Origin of the sequence: Pseudomonas sp. W2I6, assembly GCF_030815935.1 — a bacterium.
Lineage (GTDB): Bacteria > Pseudomonadota > Gammaproteobacteria > Pseudomonadales > Pseudomonadaceae > Aquipseudomonas.
This window is the reverse complement of record NZ_JAUSXJ010000001.1, coordinates 5779753-5795882: the sequence shown is the minus strand read 5'-3', so window position 1 is coordinate 5795882 and position 16130 is coordinate 5779753. Positions and strand designations below refer to the sequence as shown.

The window sequence follows — 16130 nt, the reverse complement described above, 5'->3', positions numbered from 1 at the left end:
GGCTCGATGAAAATAATTTCTATTAGTGGGTGAGTGCTGTTTTTGAGGGCCTCATCGCAGGCAAGCCAGCTCCCACAGGGGAACGCATTCCACCTGTGGGAGCTGGCTTGCCCGCGATGACAATGGCCTATGCACCACAGGAGCCTACGGCTTGGGCGCCACCGTCACCCACCACGGCGTGTGTTGTTGAATCTGCACCGGCAAGGTCGGCAGCAGCGCGTTCAGTGCCAGGTTGGTGTCGTGCAGCGGGAAGCTGCCGGTGATCCGCAGGTCGGCCACCTGTTTATCCACACCCAGGTAACCGGTGCGGTAGCGGCTCAGCTCGGCAACCACATCGCCGAGCCGCGCGTTGTCCACCACCAGCATGCCGCGCGTCCAGGCGTCGGTGCCGGGGCTGACGGCAAGCATCGGGCCGAGGCTGTCGCGGCGCATCAGCACTTGCTGGCCTTCCTTGAAGATCTGCTCTTGATGCAGCGCTTCAGGCTGTGCGCCGACGGCAGACTGCAACACGCTGAGGCGGGTGCCATCTTCCTCGCGCTTGACGATAAACCGTGTGCCCAGGGCGCGCAGGCTGCCTTCGCGGGTTTCGACAAAAAACGGGCGGGCGTCGTTGTGGCCGGTTTCGACAAGGATCTCGCCTTCCTGCAATACGATCAGCCGACGTTTCTCGTCAAAGCGCACGTCAATGGCGCTGTGGGTGTTGAGGTTGATCACGGTGCCATCCGCCAGCTTCAGGGTGCGCTGTTCACCGGTGGAGGTGCGCTGGTCGGCCAGCCAATAGTTGAGCGGCACGTAGCGCTGGCCGACGAACAATGCCAGGCCGCACACCAGCACCACACTGGCCAGGCCGCTGCCGAGCTTGCGCACGCGGCGGCGAATGCCTTCGCGTGACTGCAGCAATGCCGCACGGGCCGGGCCCGAGGCCACACTGAAACGCTGATCGAGCATGCCCAACTGGCGCCAGGCGCGGGCGTGTTCTTCGTTGCTGGCCAGCCATTTGGCGAATTCTTCCTGCTCCACGGCACTGCCGTCGCCCGAGTCGAGGGACAGTTGCCAGGCAATGGCCGCGTCGAGCACCCGCGCCGACACCGGCTTGGAACTGACCGGGCTCACAGCGGCTCGCCATACAGGGCGATGTAGCACTGGCGGATACCCTGGGCCAGGTATTGCCGCACCCGGGGCACGGAAACCCCCAGGCGCTGGGCGATTTCGGCGTGGCCCATGCCGTCGAGGCGGTTATAGAGGAAGGCCGCGCGGGCCTTGCTCGAGAGTTTGCCCAGCAGGCGGTCGATGGCCTTGAGGTCCTCGAGGATCAGTTGCTGTTCTTCCGGGGACGGGTGCTCGCTTTCCGGGATCAGCATCAGTTCGCTGAGGTAAGCCTGTTCCAGCGCGGCGCGGCGGAAATAATCGAACAGCAGGCCCTTGGCGATGGCCACCAGGAACGCCCGCGGCTCGCGGGGTTCACGCAGTTCTTCACGGCCCAGCAGGCGCATGAAGGTGTCCTGGCTGAGGTCTTCGGCGCGGCTGGGGCAGGCCACGTTGCGTCGCAGCCACGCCAACAGCCAGCGGCGATGGTCGCGGTACAACGCGCCAACAAGCTCACTGTGGGGACTTTGGATTGACGACAAGGCGACACCGATCGGAAAGTTTAAACTAACGAGAATTATTCGCGATTGTGGCAGAGGTGTAAGGCGGGTGCAATTGGCGTTGGTCGGGCGGCGGCGTAATGATATCTATCATGATGATGCCGCTTACTGTGGCGAGGGAGCTTGCTCCCGCTCGGCTGCGCAGCAGTCGTAATCCTGGCAGTGCATTTATTCAGTTGGAAATGGGTTGGCTGATTTGGGGGCGCTTCGCACCCCAGCGGGAGCGAGCTCCCTCGCCACCATTAGAATGAGGGCGCTTGCTTGCGGCGTTTCCATTGGCCCAGGCGCTGTTGTAACGCGTGCGGGCTGTCGATCTGCTGCTGCCGTGCGCGGCTGAACAAAATCAGCATCAGTTCCGCCGTTGCCAGCGCATCCGCACTGGCATGGTGACGCTCGCCCACTTGCAGCTTGAAATGCGTGATCCAGTCATCCAGCCCGGCTTCGCGGATGTTGGCGTCGGGGCACAGCAGCGGGGCTATGTCGGCCACGTCCAGGAACGGGTGGTTCAAGCGATAGCCCAGGCTGTCCTTGAGTGCCCGGCACAGCATGTGTTGATCGAAGGGCGCATGAAACGCCAGCAGCGGGCTGTCGCCGACAAACTCCATGAAGTCCATCAGCGCTTCTGCCGGGTCACTGCCCGCTGCAATGGCGCTGGGCCCCAGGCCATGGATCAGCACGCTGGGGCTGAGCTTGGTCTCGGCCCGGTGCAGGGTGCGCTCGAACAATTGCGAGAAGTCCACTGCGCCGTCCTCGATCACCACGGCGCCAATCGAAAGCACCTGGTCACGATTGAGGTTCAGGCCGCTGGTTTCCAGGTCCACCACCACCCAGCGCTGGGCCCGCAGCGATCCGTCCCCCAGCTCCCCAGGTGTGGGCAATTGTTCGACGCGCCGTTGTTGTGCCGCATCCAGGCCAGGTTTGGGTTTGCGCAACCAGCCAAACCAGTTCACAGCTGATACCGCAACGTCAGGCTGCCTTGCAGGCGTTGGGCCTGGCGCAGGGATTCGCGCAGGATGCGCCGGTCGAGGTGGTTGAGGCTGTCGGGATCGACGCGGTTGGAGTAGGGCAGGTTCTCGCGGGTTTGCAGTTGGTGTTGTTGCATGCGGGTTTGCTGGATGAAGTGATAGGCCTCTTCATAGGCGGCGCCATCAAGGCGTTCGATGACTTCCCTGGCCACCAGTTGGCGCAAGCGCTCCAGGGTGTTGATGGCGCTGATGCCGTTGGCCAATGCCAGCAGACGGGCACCGTCGACAAATGGCGTGAGGCCTTGCACCTTGAGGTCGAGGGTTGCCTTGTCGGCGCCTTTGCGCGTCAACACAAAATCCCGGAAGCGCCCTACCGGCGGGCGCTGGCGCAACGCGTTCTCGGCCAGCATGCGCTGGAACAAACGGTTGTCTGCCACCTGGTCGAGAATGCCCTGGCGCAATTGCTCGCACCCTTGCTCATCGCCCCACACCACCCGCAAATCAAAATAGATGCTCGAACCCAGCAGATTCTCCGGCGTCGCCTCACGGATAAACCCGGCAAAGCGCCGCGCCCATTCCGCCCGGGACAGGCACAGCTCCGGGTTACCGGCCATGATATTGCCCTTGCACAGGCTGAAGCCGCACAGCGCCAGGCTCTGGTTGATCTGTTGTGCCAGCGGCAGCAGGCGCCCGCGAATTTCGGCGGCTTCGGCGGCGTCCCGGGCTTCGAACAGGATGCCGTTGTCCTGGTCGGTATACAGCGTCTGCTCGCGGCGGCCCTCGCTGCCGAAACACAGCCAGCTGAATGGCACGCCCGGGTCACCCTTGTCGGCCAGGGTCAACTCGATGACACGGCACACCGTGTGATCGTTGAGCAAGGTGATGATGTGGGTGATCTGCGTAGACGACGCGCCGTGGGCGAGCATGCGCTCCACCAACTGGCCTATTTCGCCACGGATCGCCACCAGGTTTTCGACCCTGGGTGCATTGCGGATGGTGCGCGCCAGGTGCACCAGGTCAACCCGCTGCAGGGAAAACAGGTCACGCTCGGACACCACGCCACACAGGCGCTGATCCTTGACCAGGCACACGTGGGCGATATGCCGCTCGGTCATCGCAATCGCCGCGTCGAAGGCGCTGTGGTCCGGCGTGAGGAAAAACGGCGCCTGGGTCATATGGCGCTCGATGCCCTGGTTGAAATCACTGGTGCCGTCGGCCACCACCTGGCGCAGGTCCCGCAGGGTGAAAATCCCCAGGGGCGCCTTGTGTTCATCGACGATCACAATGCTGCCCACTTGCTGCTCGTGCATTTGCGTGACCGCTTCACGCAGCGGCGTCAGCGGGCTGCAGGTGACCGGGTGGCGCATGGCCAATTCACCCAGGCGGGTGTTCAGCGAATATTGGGTGCCGAGGGTTTCCACGGCCTTTTGCTGGACTTGCTGGTTGACCTGGTCCAGCAAGCTGCTCACGCCGCGCAAGGCAAAGTCGCGAAACGCGCTGGAAAGGGCGAACAGCTTGATAAAGGCCGACTTGTTCAGTTGCAGGCAGAAGGTGTCTTCGGCGGCTTTGTGCTCGGTACGGGTGGCCCGCTCCCCCAGCAGCGCCGCCAGCGGAAAACATTCACCGGTGGTGATTTCAAAGGTGGTTTCTGTCGAGTCCGGCCGCTCGCCGACTACGCGCCCCTGCTTGACGATATAGAAGTGTTCCACCGGCCCGCCCGAGGGCTTGAGGATGCTCTCGCCGGGGCCGTAGAAGCGCAATTGACACTGCTCTACCAGAAATCCCAGGTGGGCGTTTTCCATTTGGTTGAACGGCGGGAAGCGTTGCAGGAATTGCAGGGTGCCGTGGATGTTCTGCAACACAGCGGTTTTCCCCGCTTGTGTGAAAGCATCAGCTTTACTCATACCTATGACCGCAGTTTTTTTGTCGTTATCGTGCCCCATGGTCGACTCCTGCGCTGCGGGTGCCCATTGGACGTAAGTCTAGGTAGCGATTCGCCCTCACTTACTAGGGAAAAACCTTACATGAATATCGTCCAAACCCCGTAGAACGCCCACTAGGCAAACTTTCCGACGAAGTGCACATTGTTCGCCCTTCCGGCGATGTCTGACTTCTGTGCTGGGAGATTGAATAGAACTGCCGAGAAACGTATGTCCGACCACGATATTTTGAGTGATGCCGAGCGCGAGGCCCTGAGTGCTGTTATGCAGGAGCCGGATTTGCCGCCACAACGGGTTTTGATCGTGGATGACGACAAGGACGCGCGCGAACTGTTGGCAGAAATTCTTGGCCTGGACGGCATTCGTTGCATGACCGCCGACAGCGGCGAGGCTGCATGGGACTTGTTGAGTTCCAGCAGCTCCATCGGCTTGCTGATCACCGACCTGCGCATGACGCCGAGCAACGGGCTGCAATTGATTCGCCAGGTGCGCGAATCCACCCGGGCGGCGCTGCCGATCATCATCATGTCGGGTGACGCCGAAGCGCCGGATGTGATTGATGCGATGCATTTGAGCGTGGTGGACTTTTTGCTCAAGCCGATTGATAGCGTGAAGCTGGCGAAAATGGTGAAGCGGGAGTTGGGGATGGCGTCCTAGACCGTGCCATTGGTCTGATTTCGCGAAGAACTGTCAATTCTGACAGTAGGAATAGCTTGAGAGCGTCTGTTTACTGGTTTGGGGTGTGCTGATCGTCGATCAGCGCCTCATAAAGCCATGAACAGGAGTTCGCTATGAGCACCAAACTTTTTCGAGTTGAAGATGAGGCCTTGCAGGACGCAAGGGTGAGGGCACAATCCGGGGACGCTTTTGTTCTTGTGCTTGCTCCCGGCAAGTTTCGGTTTTTCAGCACCAAGGAAGTCCTCGGGTTCCTGTCATGGACAGCGGTGCTTGGGGCAGGTCAAGAGCGTATTGACCTGGATTATGGGCACGATGTGCCGAACGGCCTTCATGAATTCGAGGCAAGGGGCAGGCGCGTGACTTACCGTGCGCCAGACGGTAAGGATTATTTCGGACCCACTGAAGGGAAGATCTTTCTTGAAGTTGAACGCCCCCCGACCGGTACCGCTTTCACGCACAAGGGTAACTTTTTGAATGTGCGGTTCGAGTCGGATGGTAATACGGTCGTTCTCAATGGCGGTTATAAACTCAGTTCTTCTTAAACCGCTGCAAAAAAGCCCTGATCTCTCGACCAGGGCTTTTTTATTTACAGGCCGTTTTTAGCCTTGAACTCCCGACGCCGACGGTGCAACACCGGCTCGGTATAGCCGTTCGGCTGCTTCGTCCCCTCAATCACCAACTCCACCGCTGCCTGGAACGCGATGTTGCTGTCGAAATCCGGAGCCAGCGGACGATACAGCGCATCCCCGGCGTTCTGACGGTCCACCACCGGCGCCATGCGCTTGAGGCTTTCCATCACCTGGGCTTCATTGACGATGCCGTGGCGCAACCAGTTGGCAATGTGCTGGCTGGAGATACGCAGGGTGGCGCGGTCTTCCATCAGGCCGACGTCGTTGATGTCCGGGACTTTCGAGCAACCCACGCCCTGGTCGATCCAGCGCACCACGTAACCGAGGATGCCCTGGGCGTTGTTGTCCAGCTCGTTGCGGATTTCTTCCTCGGACCAATCGGTATTCTGGGCCAGGGGAATGGTCAGGATATCGTCTACCGAAGCACGTTCGCGCTTGGCCAGTTCGGCCTGGCGGGCGAACACGTCAACCTTGTGGTAGTGCAGCGCGTGCAGCGCAGCCGCCGTCGGCGAAGGAACCCACGCCGTGTTGGCGCCGGCCAGCGGGTGAGCAATCTTCTGCTCCAGCATGGCGGCCATCAGGTCGGGCATCGCCCACATGCCTTTACCGATTTGTGCGCGGCCTTGCAGGCCGGTGCTCAAGCCGATATCCACGTTCCAGTTTTCGTAGGCGCCGATCCACTTCTCGGCCTTCATGGCGGCCTTGCGCACCATCGCGCCCGCTTCCATGGAGGTGTGGATTTCGTCGCCGGTACGGTCGAGGAAGCCGGTGTTGATAAACACCACACGCTCGCTGGCCGCCTTGATGCAAGCCTTGAGGTTGACCGTGGTGCGGCGCTCCTCGTCCATGATCCCGACTTTGAGCGTATTGCGCGGCAGCTTCAGCACATCTTCGATGCGACCGAACAGCTCGTTGGTGAACGCGGCTTCTTCCGGGCCGTGCATTTTCGGTTTAACGATGTACACCGAACCTGTGCGGCTGTTCTTGCGGCGGGTGTTGCCGTTAAGGCTGTGGATCGCCGACAGGCTGGTGAGCAGGCCATCGAGAATGCCTTCCGGCACTTCGTTGCCGTCCTTGTCGAGGATCGCGTCGATGGTCATCAAGTGGCCAACGTTACGCACGAACAGCAGCGAACGACCGTGCAGGGTCACTTCCTTGCCGTCGGCACCGGTGTAGACGCGGTCGGCGTTCATGGTGCGGGTAAAGGTCTTGCCACCCTTGGCGACTTCTTCCGACAGGTCGCCCTTCATCAGGCCGAGCCAGTTGCGGTAGATCACCACCTTGTCATCGGCATCGACGGCGGCGACGGAGTCTTCGCAGTCCATGATGGTGGTCAGGGCGGCTTCCATCAGCACGTCTTTCACGCCGGCGGCGTCGGTCTGGCCGACCGGGGTGCTGGCGTCGACCTGGATTTCGAAGTGCAGGCCGTTGTGCTTCAGCAGGATGGCGGTCGGCTTGGCTGCGTCGCCCTGGTAGCCGATCAACTGGGCATCGCTGCGCAGGCCGCTGTTGCTGCCGCCCTTGAGGCTGACCACGAGCTTGCCGTCGACGATCTTGTAGCCAGTGGAGTCCACGTGGCTGCCGGCAGCCAATGGCGCGGCTTCGTCAAGGAAGGCGCGGGCGAAGGCGATGACTTTGTCGCCACGCACCTTGTTGTAGCCTTTGCCTTTCTCGGCGCCGTCGGCTTCGCTGATGGCATCGGTGCCATAGAGCGCGTCATACAGCGAACCCCAGCGCGCATTCGAGGCGTTGAGGGCGAAACGGGCGTTCATCACCGGCACTACCAACTGCGGGCCGGCCATGTGGGCAATTTCTTCATCGACGTTTTGGGTCGAGGCCTGGAAATCCGCGGCTTCTGGCAGCAGGTATCCGATATCTTGAAGGAAGGCTTTGTAGGCCACGGCGTCGTGTGCCTGGCCGGCGTGTGCCTGGTGCCAGGTGTCGATCCGCACTTGAAAATCGTCGCGTTTGGCGAGTAGGGCTTTGTTCTTCGGCGCCAGGTCGTGGATGACCTTGTCGGCACCGGCCCAGAACTGGTCGGCGGTAATGCCGGTACCAGGAATGGCTTCGTTGTTCACGAAGTCGAACAGGACTTTGGCGACCTGCAGGCCACCGACTTGAACGTGTTCAGTCATTGCTTGCCTCACTCTGCGGAGCTTATGCGCTTTTCAGCTTTTCAATTTACCAATGAAGCCTCTGGCCATGTAAACCGTGAACACGCTGCACCAGTACATGCCGTAGAAGGCGGCTGGGCGGGCTGCGTCGCGGTGCGTGGTTGCCTTGGCAGACATCGACCTAACGTTATGTAGTGCGCGATTGGGCATACTACATGATGAGTTGCGGTTGTGAAAATTAGACTAAATACGTCGTTTAGCGACCCACTTTGGTCGTACGGTCACAGTGGGGTACGGGATGTTCTCAAAAAACTATTGGATTGTTCCATATAAATATAAAAATGGTACACGATTTGTTTTCGTGGCTACCTGAGTCCACCTTGGTAGGTACGAGGGGAACGCCTGGTTCCTACCTGATTTTCATAAGAAGAGGACGACACCATGGACCATCTCGTACTGACTGTCATCGCCCCGGACAAACCCGGTGTGGTCGAACGCATCGCCCAATGCATCGCCGCCCATGGCGGCAACTGGCTGGAAAGCCGCATGGCGCACATGGCCGGGCAGTTTGCCGGGATTTTGCGGGTGAGCGTGCCGGCGGAAAATCGGCTGGACTTGATTGGCGCGCTGGAAGACTTGTCCACCCACGGCATTCGCGTGCTGCTGGGCGAAAGCAGTTCGCTCGCCCCCAGCGAGTCGCAACCCATCGCGATGGAACTGGTCGGTAACGACCGGCCGGGGATTGTTCGCGACATCACCGCGCTGCTCAGCAAGCAGGGCGTCAACCTAGAGCGCTTGATCACCGACGTGCGCCCGGCGCCCATGAGCAGCGACCTGCTGTTCCACGCCGAAGCCTTGCTGGCGGTGCCGTTGACGCTGCCGCTGGAAACCTTGCAGGCGGCGCTGGAAACCCTGGCCGACGACTTGATGGTGGAACTGGAACTACGCAGCGAGGAATAGTTGCCCACAAGGTTATGCATGGAAATCTTGCATGGGCCTGTGGATAACCTGTAGAGACCCGCGTCCGGCCCAGGCGGGCCGTGGCTCTTCGCCAGCTGGCTAAAAAACGAACAGTTTCAAGGGCTTGTGCACAAACGCCGGGGACCAGGCTGTGGATAACCTTGGGGTGAATGCCTGCAAGCCACACCGGCCGTGGCTTGCAGAGGTTTGTACGTTATTTGATCAGTTTTTCCGCACAGTCATCCAGGCGTCGATGCTGTAAACCACCAGGCCGGCCCAGATAAAGCAGAAGGCGATCAGCGTGGCGGGTGCCAGGTGTTCGTTGAACAACAGCACGGCTTCCAGCAGCACCAGGGTGGGCGCCACGTATTGCAGGAAGCCCAGGGCGGTGTAGGGCAAATGCCGTGCGGCGGCGTTGAAACACACCAGCGGGATCAGCGTCACCGGGCCTGCGGCCACCAGCCACCACGCTTCGGAGGTGCTCCAGAATTCCATCTGTGCGCTGTGGGCCGAGGGGTTGAACAGCAACCATGCGATGGCAATCGGCACCAGCATCCAGGTTTCCACCACCAGCCCGGGCAATGCCTTGACCGGCGCCTGCTTGCGGATCAACCCGTAGAAACCAAAGGTCGCCGCCAGGACCAGGGATACCCACGGCAGGCTGCCGACTTGCCATACCTGTTGCGCCACACCTACCGCTGCCAGGCCCACGGCCACCCATTGCAGGCGGCGCAGGCGCTCGCCGAGGATCACCATGCCCAGCAGCACGTTCACCAGCGGGTTGATGTAGTAACCCAGGCTGGCCTCCAGCATGCGGCCACTGTTCACTGACCACACGTAGGTCAGCCAGTTGGCTGCGATCAAGGTGCCGCTCAGGGCCAGGATCGCCAGGCGCCTGGGGTTGTCCCGCAGTTCTCGGAGCCAGCCCGGGTGTTTCCAGACTATCAGCAGCAGACTGCCGAACAGCGCCGACCACAGCACGCGGTTGACGATGATTTCTGCGGCGGGAACGCTGGCGATGGCCTTGAAGTAGATCGGGAACAGGCCCCAGATGACGTAGGCGCTCAGGCCCAATATGTACCCGCGACGGGGGTTGGCGGCTTGCATGCAGAATCCTTGCTTAGGCAGCTAACAAAGCCGCGATTGTAAGGATATTTGTCAGTCAGTGGGATGTGCTTTTCTGTAGGCGCTGGCTTGCCGGCGATGGCTTCACCTCGGTTCCACTGATACACCGAGGCGCTTGCATCGCCGGCAAGCCAGCTCCTACCGGGGATTGTGGTGTGCGTTAGAACAGTTTCAAGGGTTCTTCATTGAGCGCCGACAACTGCTCGCGCAACGCCAGCACCTGGTCGCCCCAGTAACGTTCGCTGCCAAACCAGGGAAAGCTGTGGGGGAACGCCGGGTCGTCCCAGCGCCGTGCAAGCCAGGCGCTGTAGTGCATCAGGCGCAGGGCACGCAGGGGTTCGATCAGGGCCAGTTCGCGCGGGTCGAAGTCGTGGAATTCCTGGTAGCCGTCCATCAATTCCGACAGTTGCCCCAGGCATTCCTGACGATCACCGGCGAGCATCATCCACAGGTCCTGAACGGCGGGGCCCATGCGGCAGTCATCGAGGTCGACGATATGGAACATCTCGTCGCGGCACATCATGTTGCCGGGGTGGCAATCGCCGTGCATGCGGATGTTCTTGTGGGGCGTGGCCTTGTAGACCTCCTCCACACGCTTGAGCAGGTCGCGGGCCACGGACTCGTAGGCTGGCAGCAGGCTGCGAGGAATGAAGTTGCCTTCCAGCAGGGTGTTCAGGGAATCGTGACCGAAATTCTTCACGCCCAGGGCTTCGCGGTGTTCGAAGGGGCGGGTGGAACCGACCGCATGCAGGCGGCCGAGCAATTGGCCGAGGCGATACAACTGGTCGAGGTTGCCCGGCTCCGGTGCGCGTCCGCCACGGCGCGGGAACAGGGTGAAGCGGAAACCCGCGTGCTCGAACAGGCTTTCACCGTTGTGAATCATCGGCGCCACCACCGGCACTTCGCACTCGGCCAGTTCGAAGGTGAAGCTGTGTTCTTCGAGGATCGCTTCGTTGGTCCAGCGTTGCGGCCGATAGAACTTGGCGATCAAGGGCTCGGAGTCTTCGATGCCGACCTGGTAGACACGGTTTTCGTAGCTGTTGAGCGCGAGGATGCGGGCGTCGCTGAGGAAACCGATGCTTTCGACTGCGTCGAGCACCAGGTCAGGGGTCAGTGTTTCAAACGGGTGTGCCATGCGAACTCCTGCGCGCAGCAGGGCGCCGCGTCCGGCCGGGTATGGTAACGCACCGGGGTCGAGATAGGTGGTGACTGTTCTGACGCCTTCGCGAGCAAGTCGAATCGTCGCACCGCCGCTCCCACATTTGACCGAGTTCCACCTTAGGAATGCGGTCAAGTGTGGGAGCGGGCTTGCTCGCGAAGAGGCCTTATCAGGCGCCGACGATCCCGCCATCATCCCGACGAATCGCCATCACCGAGGACCGTGGCTTGCCATTCGGCAGATGCTCCGGCCAGGTCGAACCGCCGGTTTCCCCCGGATGCTGAATCCCCACAAACAGGGTTTTCTGGTCCGGCGAGAAGCTGATCCCGGTCACTTCACAGGCCACCGGCCCCACCATGAACCGCCGAATTTCACCGGTCGACGGGTCGGCACACAGCATCTGGTTATTGCCCATCCCGGCAAAGTCGCCGCCGTTGCTGTAGTCGCCATCGGTGAGGATCCACAACCGCCCGGCCTTGTCGAAGCCCAGGCCGTCCGGGCTGTTGAACATGTTCTGCGGGTTGATGTTGGACGAGCCGCCTTTTGGCGTGCCGGCATGCACCGCCGGGTTGCCGGCCACCACGAACAAATCCCAGCTGAAGTCCGGCGCGCCATGGTCGTTGGCATTGGCCTTCCAGCGCAGGATCTGCCCGTAGACGTTTTTCTCCCGCGGGTTCGGGCCGCCCACCGGCTGGCCGTCTTCGCCGCGCTTGGCGTTGTTGGTCAGGGTGCAATACACCTGGCCGTCGGTGGGGCTGACCACGATCCATTCCGGGCGGTCCATGCGGGTGGCTTTCACCACGCTGGCGGCCAGGCGCGCGTGGATCAGCACTTCGGCCTGGCTGGCAAAACCGCTGTTGGCGTCGATGCCGTTCTTGCCGTAGGTCAGTTCGACCCATTGGCCCTGGCCCTTGGGATGGTCGGCATTGCCGTCGCCCGCGTCGAAAATCGCCACATACAAGGTGCCGTGGTCCAGCAGGTCCTTGTTGGCCTTGGGATTCTTGTGATTGATCTTGTCGCGGCTGATGAACTTGTAGATGAACTCGCCGCGCTCGTCGTCGCCCATGTACACCACGGCGCGGCCGTCGCGGGTTTCCGCCAGGGCAGCGTTTTCGTGCTTGAAGCGGCCGAGGGCGGTGCGTTTGACCGGTGTGGATTGCGGGTCGAACGGGTCGATTTCCACCACCCAGCCATGGCGGTTGAGTTCGTTGGGATTCTTGGCCATGTCGAAGCGCGGGTCGTGGGGGTGCCAGTTGATGTCTTTGCTCGCGGCGACCACGCCATAGCGTTTCTGCCCGGCGTCGAAGGTCTGTTGCGGGTTGCTGCTGCCGAAGCAGTCGGTGAAGTTCTCTTCGCAGGTGAGATACGTGCCCCACGGGGTCTTGCCGTTGGCGCAGTTCTGGAAGGTGCCGAGGACTTTTTTGCCGGTTTTGTCGGCGCTGGTTTTCAGCCAGGCATGGCCCGCCGCAGGGCCGCCGAAGCGGATCGGCGAGTTGCCGTGGATGCGCCGGTTGTAGCGCGAGTCCTGGACGAACTGCCAGGTGTCGCCTTTGCGTCGCACTTCGATCACCGACACCCCTTCGCTGGCCAACGCCTTGCGCACGTCTTCAGCCGACTGCGGCGCGCCGCCGTGGGCGTAGAGGTAGCGGTAGTTGGTGTATTCGTTGTTGATCGCCATCAGCGCGCGGTTGTCGTCACCGGGGAAGGCGAACAGGCTCATGCCGTCGTTGTTGTCGCCGAACTGCTGTTCCTGGGCCTTGGCGGTGCCGTTGCCGCTGGGGTCGAAGGCCGGCGCGTTCTTGTGCAGCGGCTGGCCCCAACTGATCAGTACCGAAGCGCTGTAGCCGGGCGGCAGGGTGATGGTGTCGCTGGTGGCCGAGGCGATGCTGGTGAAACCCAGCAATGGGCTGTTCGACGCGGCGTTGACCGCCAGGGCACTGCGGGTCAGCAGGTTGCCGCCGAGGAACATCGCGGCACCGCACAGGGCGCCGGCACCGATAAAACGCCGGCGGGTGAGGCCGACCATCTGTTCCAGGTCGGTGGCTTGGTTTTCTTCTAATAGGCTCATTTCAGGCTCCCTGCGGGTTTTTGCAGCCACCTTAGGGAGCAGTCGTGACGAAATTGTTGCAGTTTGAAGCGCTACACCGGAGTGCCCAGCAGCACGTTACTGGGGGAGAACTGCACCTTCACTTGCAGGCCTTCGGCGGCATTAATCTGTGCAAGCGCCTCGGGCCGGGCCAGGGCGCAGAGAACCTGGCCGTTGGGCAAGGTGATCCGCACCTCGCTGGGGCCATCTTCGGCATCGAGAATGGCCTCGATTTTTCCTTCCAGGCAATTGTGTCCAGGTGTTGCTGCCTGCGTGACGGCCAGTACTTCAAGCCAGCCGGCCTTGATCAGGGCGACGACTTCGGTGCCGATCTCCAGCTCCAGGCGCAAGGTGCTGTCGTGGGTGATCTGCGCATCCAGGCGCAGCCCGGCTGCCAGCTCCAGGCGAATCAGGTCATTGCGGCCGTGGCTGTCGATGGCGATCACCCGGCCATGCAACTGGTTACGTGCGCTGGTGCGCAGCATCAGGCGGCCCAGCAGGTTGAAGTCGCTGGCGTCTTCGGCGGAGTCCAGCACCTGGGCTTGCAGCACCTGCAGGCGTTGGTAAAGGCGTAATACCCGCTCACCCTCGGCCGTCAACCTGGCGCCGCCACCGCCCTTGCCGCCAACGCTGCGTTCCACCAAGGGCTTTTGCGCCAGGTTGTTCAGCTCGTCGATGGCGTCCCAGGCCGCCTTGTAGCTCAGCCCCGCGCTCTTTGCGGCGCGGGTGATGGAGCCTTGTTCGGCAATATGTTGCAGCAGTGCAATGCGCTGCGGGCGACGGACGATGTGTTGGCTCAAGAGGGTTGGCAGGGACATGGTTACACGCTTCGATGGAATGGGCTGACGTTGCGGGCAGGGCGCCCGCGAGTCAAGTCATGTGCCGGGCTTGGGCGTACGGGCCAGGCAATACACATCCACCTGTCGGGCGCCAGCATCCATCAACAGGCGGGCGAGACTGCTGGCGGTGGCGCCGGTAGTCAGTACGTCGTCGATCAGCGCCAAGTGCCGGCCTTTGACTTGCGCGCCGTCGGCCAGGGCGAAGGCCTGGTGCAGGTTGCGCTTGCGGGTCCTGGCGTCCAGGTCTTGCTGCGCCACGGTTTCACGCGGCCGTGACAGCAGGTGCTCATCCCAGGGGATGTTCAGGTCCTCACTCAGCCAGCGGGCGAGCATCGCCGCCTGGTTGAAGCCCCGCTCCCGCAGGCGTTTGCGGGCCAGGGGCACGGGCAGCAGGCTGTCGGGGCGAGCCAGCGCGGCATCTTCATAGCGGTGTTGCAGGAATTGTCCCAACAGGTGCGCAAGCAGGTGCCCCAGCGGCCAGCGGGCCTGATGCTTGAAACGGCTGATCAGGCTGTCGATGGGGAAGCTGTAGGTCCACGGCGCGACGACCTGCTTGAACGCCGCAGGTTGCTTCAAGCACTGGCCGCACACCAGGCCAGTCGCCGGCAACGGCAGTGCGCACACCTCGCAATGTTCCATCAGCCAGGGCAGCTCGGTTTCGCAGGCGCTGCAGACAGGATCGGCCGTTCCGCTGCTTTCATCGCAGACTAAACAGATTTGGTTGCTTTTTAACCAGATGTAAACCTCGTGTTTGTTCTCAAGTTGACAGTGCATGAATCTTCCTTAAATATGCCGAGCATCCGTGTCGTACCTGTGGGTATTACTCCCACAGGGCTTGCCAAAGCATAATCAAGGAATCGCCCATGAGCGCCAGCATCACTGCCAACCTGCGTCACGATTGGTCTTTAGCCGAAGTCAAAGCGCTGTTCGTACAGCCCTTCAACGACCTGTTGTTCCAGGCGCAGACCGTGCACCGCGCGCATTTCGACGCCAACCGCGTCCAGGTTTCCACGCTGCTGTCGATCAAGACCGGCGCCTGCCCGGAAGATTGCAAATATTGTCCGCAGTCGGGCCACTACAACACCGGCCTGGAAAAAGAGAAGCTGATGGAAGTGCAGAAGGTCCTCGAAGAGGCCGCTCGCGCCAAGGCCATCGGTTCGACCCGCTTCTGCATGGGCGCCGCCTGGAAACATCCATCGGCCAAAGACATGCCCTACGTGCTGGAGATGGTCAAAGGTGTGAAGGCCATGGGCCTGGAAACCTGCATGACACTCGGCCGTCTCGACCAGGACCAGACCGAAGCCCTGGCCCAGGCCGGCCTCGATTACTACAACCACAACCTCGACACGTCGCCGGAGTTCTACGGTTCGATCATCACCACCCGCACCTACGGTGAGCGTCTGCAAACCCTGGCGTACGTGCGTGATTCGGGGATGAAGATCTGCTCCGGCGGCATCCTCGGCATGGGCGAGTCCCTGGACGATCGCGCCAACCTGCTGATCCAGTTGGCCAACCTGCCGGAGCATCCGGAATCGGTGCCGATCAACATGCTGGTGAAAGTTGCCGGCACGCCGCTGGAAAACGCCGACGACATCGACCCGTTCGACTTCATCCGCATGCTGGCGGTGGCGCGCATCCTGATGCCGCAGTCCCATGTGCGGCTGTCGGCTGGGCGTGAGGCGATGAACGAGCAGATGCAGGCCCTGGCATTCTTTGCTGGCGCCAACTCGATTTTCTACGGCGACAAGCTGCTGACCACTGCCAACCCGCAGGCGGACAAGGACATGCAACTGTTCTCGCGCCTGGGCATCTTGCCGGAAGCTCGTGAAGAGCACGCCGATGAAGTGCATCAGGCGGCGATCGAGCAGGCGCTGGTGGAGCAGAAGAGCAGCGAGCAGTTCTATAACGCGGCTGTTTGATAAGTCCACTTTGGAATGCCACCCAAATGTGGGAGCGGGCTTGCTCGCGAAGGCGGTGTGTCAGCCAATA

At 61.6% G+C, this 16130-nt stretch carries 14 protein-coding genes; 4 read left to right on the top strand and 10 right to left on the bottom strand.

The window, feature by feature from the left end; translation table 11 throughout:
• Nucleotides 1–144: 144 nt before the first annotated feature.
• From QF039_RS26830 to QF039_RS26815, 4 genes are all read right to left on the bottom strand, one after another.
• On the bottom strand, nucleotides 145–1113 hold the full coding sequence (locus QF039_RS26830) for a FecR domain-containing protein (RefSeq protein ID WP_307521559.1): 969 nt from the start codon (nucleotides 1111–1113) through the stop codon (nucleotides 145–147).
• Nucleotides 1110–1628, bottom strand: a complete 519-nt coding sequence (locus QF039_RS26825) for an RNA polymerase sigma factor (RefSeq protein WP_008434356.1) — start codon at nucleotides 1626–1628, stop codon at nucleotides 1110–1112. Before QF039_RS26825 ends, QF039_RS26830 begins: the two co-directional genes overlap by 4 nt.
• A 260-nt stretch (nucleotides 1629–1888) precedes the next feature.
• Nucleotides 1889–2596 (bottom strand): PolC-type DNA polymerase III, encoded by a 708-nt coding sequence (locus QF039_RS26820; protein WP_177027984.1) that lies wholly within the window; start codon nucleotides 2594–2596, stop codon nucleotides 1889–1891.
• Nucleotides 2593–4515, bottom strand: coding sequence for a putative nucleotidyltransferase substrate binding domain-containing protein (locus QF039_RS26815; RefSeq protein ID WP_307521556.1), 1923 nt, complete (start codon nucleotides 4513–4515; stop codon nucleotides 2593–2595). Before QF039_RS26815 ends, QF039_RS26820 begins: the two co-directional genes overlap by 4 nt.
• A 246-nt stretch (nucleotides 4516–4761) precedes the next feature.
• Here QF039_RS26815 and QF039_RS26810 point away from each other — a divergent pair, with 246 nt between their 5' ends.
• Nucleotides 4762–5208, top strand: coding sequence for a response regulator (locus QF039_RS26810; protein WP_003211086.1), 447 nt, complete (start codon nucleotides 4762–4764; stop codon nucleotides 5206–5208).
• Between the two features lie 134 nt (nucleotides 5209–5342).
• The gene (locus tag QF039_RS26805; protein ID WP_102604389.1) at nucleotides 5343–5771 is read left to right on the top strand and encodes a hypothetical protein; all 429 of its coding nucleotides are present in this window, start codon (nucleotides 5343–5345) and stop codon (nucleotides 5769–5771) included.
• A gap of 44 nt (nucleotides 5772–5815) precedes the next feature.
• Here QF039_RS26805 and QF039_RS26800 read toward each other — a convergent pair whose 3' ends face one another.
• Complete coding sequence (locus tag QF039_RS26800) at nucleotides 5816–7993, bottom strand: malate synthase G (protein ID WP_177008820.1); 2178 nt, start codon at nucleotides 7991–7993, stop codon at nucleotides 5816–5818.
• A gap of 420 nt (nucleotides 7994–8413) precedes the next feature.
• On the opposite strand from QF039_RS26800, the gene QF039_RS26795 reads away from it, so the two are divergent.
• Nucleotides 8414–8932 carry a glycine cleavage system protein R gene (locus tag QF039_RS26795; protein WP_003211081.1) on the top strand — a complete coding sequence of 173 codons (519 nt, stop codon included), beginning with the start codon at nucleotides 8414–8416 and terminating at the stop codon, nucleotides 8930–8932.
• Nucleotides 8933–9154: 222 nt separating this feature from the next.
• Here QF039_RS26795 and rarD read toward each other — a convergent pair whose 3' ends face one another.
• The 5 genes from rarD to QF039_RS26770 all read right to left on the bottom strand — a co-directional run bounded on the left by rarD (nucleotide 9155) and on the right by QF039_RS26770 (nucleotide 14915).
• Nucleotides 9155–10039, bottom strand: a complete 885-nt coding sequence (rarD, locus tag QF039_RS26790) for an EamA family transporter RarD (RefSeq protein WP_003211079.1) — start codon at nucleotides 10037–10039, stop codon at nucleotides 9155–9157.
• A gap of 178 nt (nucleotides 10040–10217) precedes the next feature.
• Entirely contained in the window at nucleotides 10218–11192 is a 975-nt protein-coding gene (locus QF039_RS26785) for a serine/threonine protein kinase (RefSeq protein ID WP_003211077.1), read from the bottom strand.
• Between the two features lie 193 nt (nucleotides 11193–11385).
• Nucleotides 11386–13284, bottom strand: a complete 1899-nt coding sequence (locus tag QF039_RS26780; protein ID WP_102604392.1) for a PhoX family phosphatase — start codon at nucleotides 13282–13284, stop codon at nucleotides 11386–11388.
• Between the two features lie 71 nt (nucleotides 13285–13355).
• Nucleotides 13356–14120, bottom strand: a complete 765-nt coding sequence (locus QF039_RS26775; protein WP_307521548.1) for a TOBE domain-containing protein — start codon at nucleotides 14118–14120, stop codon at nucleotides 13356–13358.
• A 57-nt stretch (nucleotides 14121–14177) separates the two neighbouring features.
• Nucleotides 14178–14915, bottom strand: a complete 738-nt coding sequence (locus QF039_RS26770; RefSeq protein ID WP_307521546.1) for a ComF family protein — start codon at nucleotides 14913–14915, stop codon at nucleotides 14178–14180.
• Nucleotides 14916–15004: 89 nt separating this feature from the next.
• On the opposite strand from QF039_RS26770, the gene bioB reads away from it, so the two are divergent.
• Nucleotides 15005–16060 carry a biotin synthase BioB gene (bioB, locus tag QF039_RS26765; protein ID WP_003211072.1) on the top strand — a complete coding sequence of 352 codons (1056 nt, stop codon included), beginning with the start codon at nucleotides 15005–15007 and terminating at the stop codon, nucleotides 16058–16060.
• Nucleotides 16061–16130: the final 70 nt, after the last annotated feature.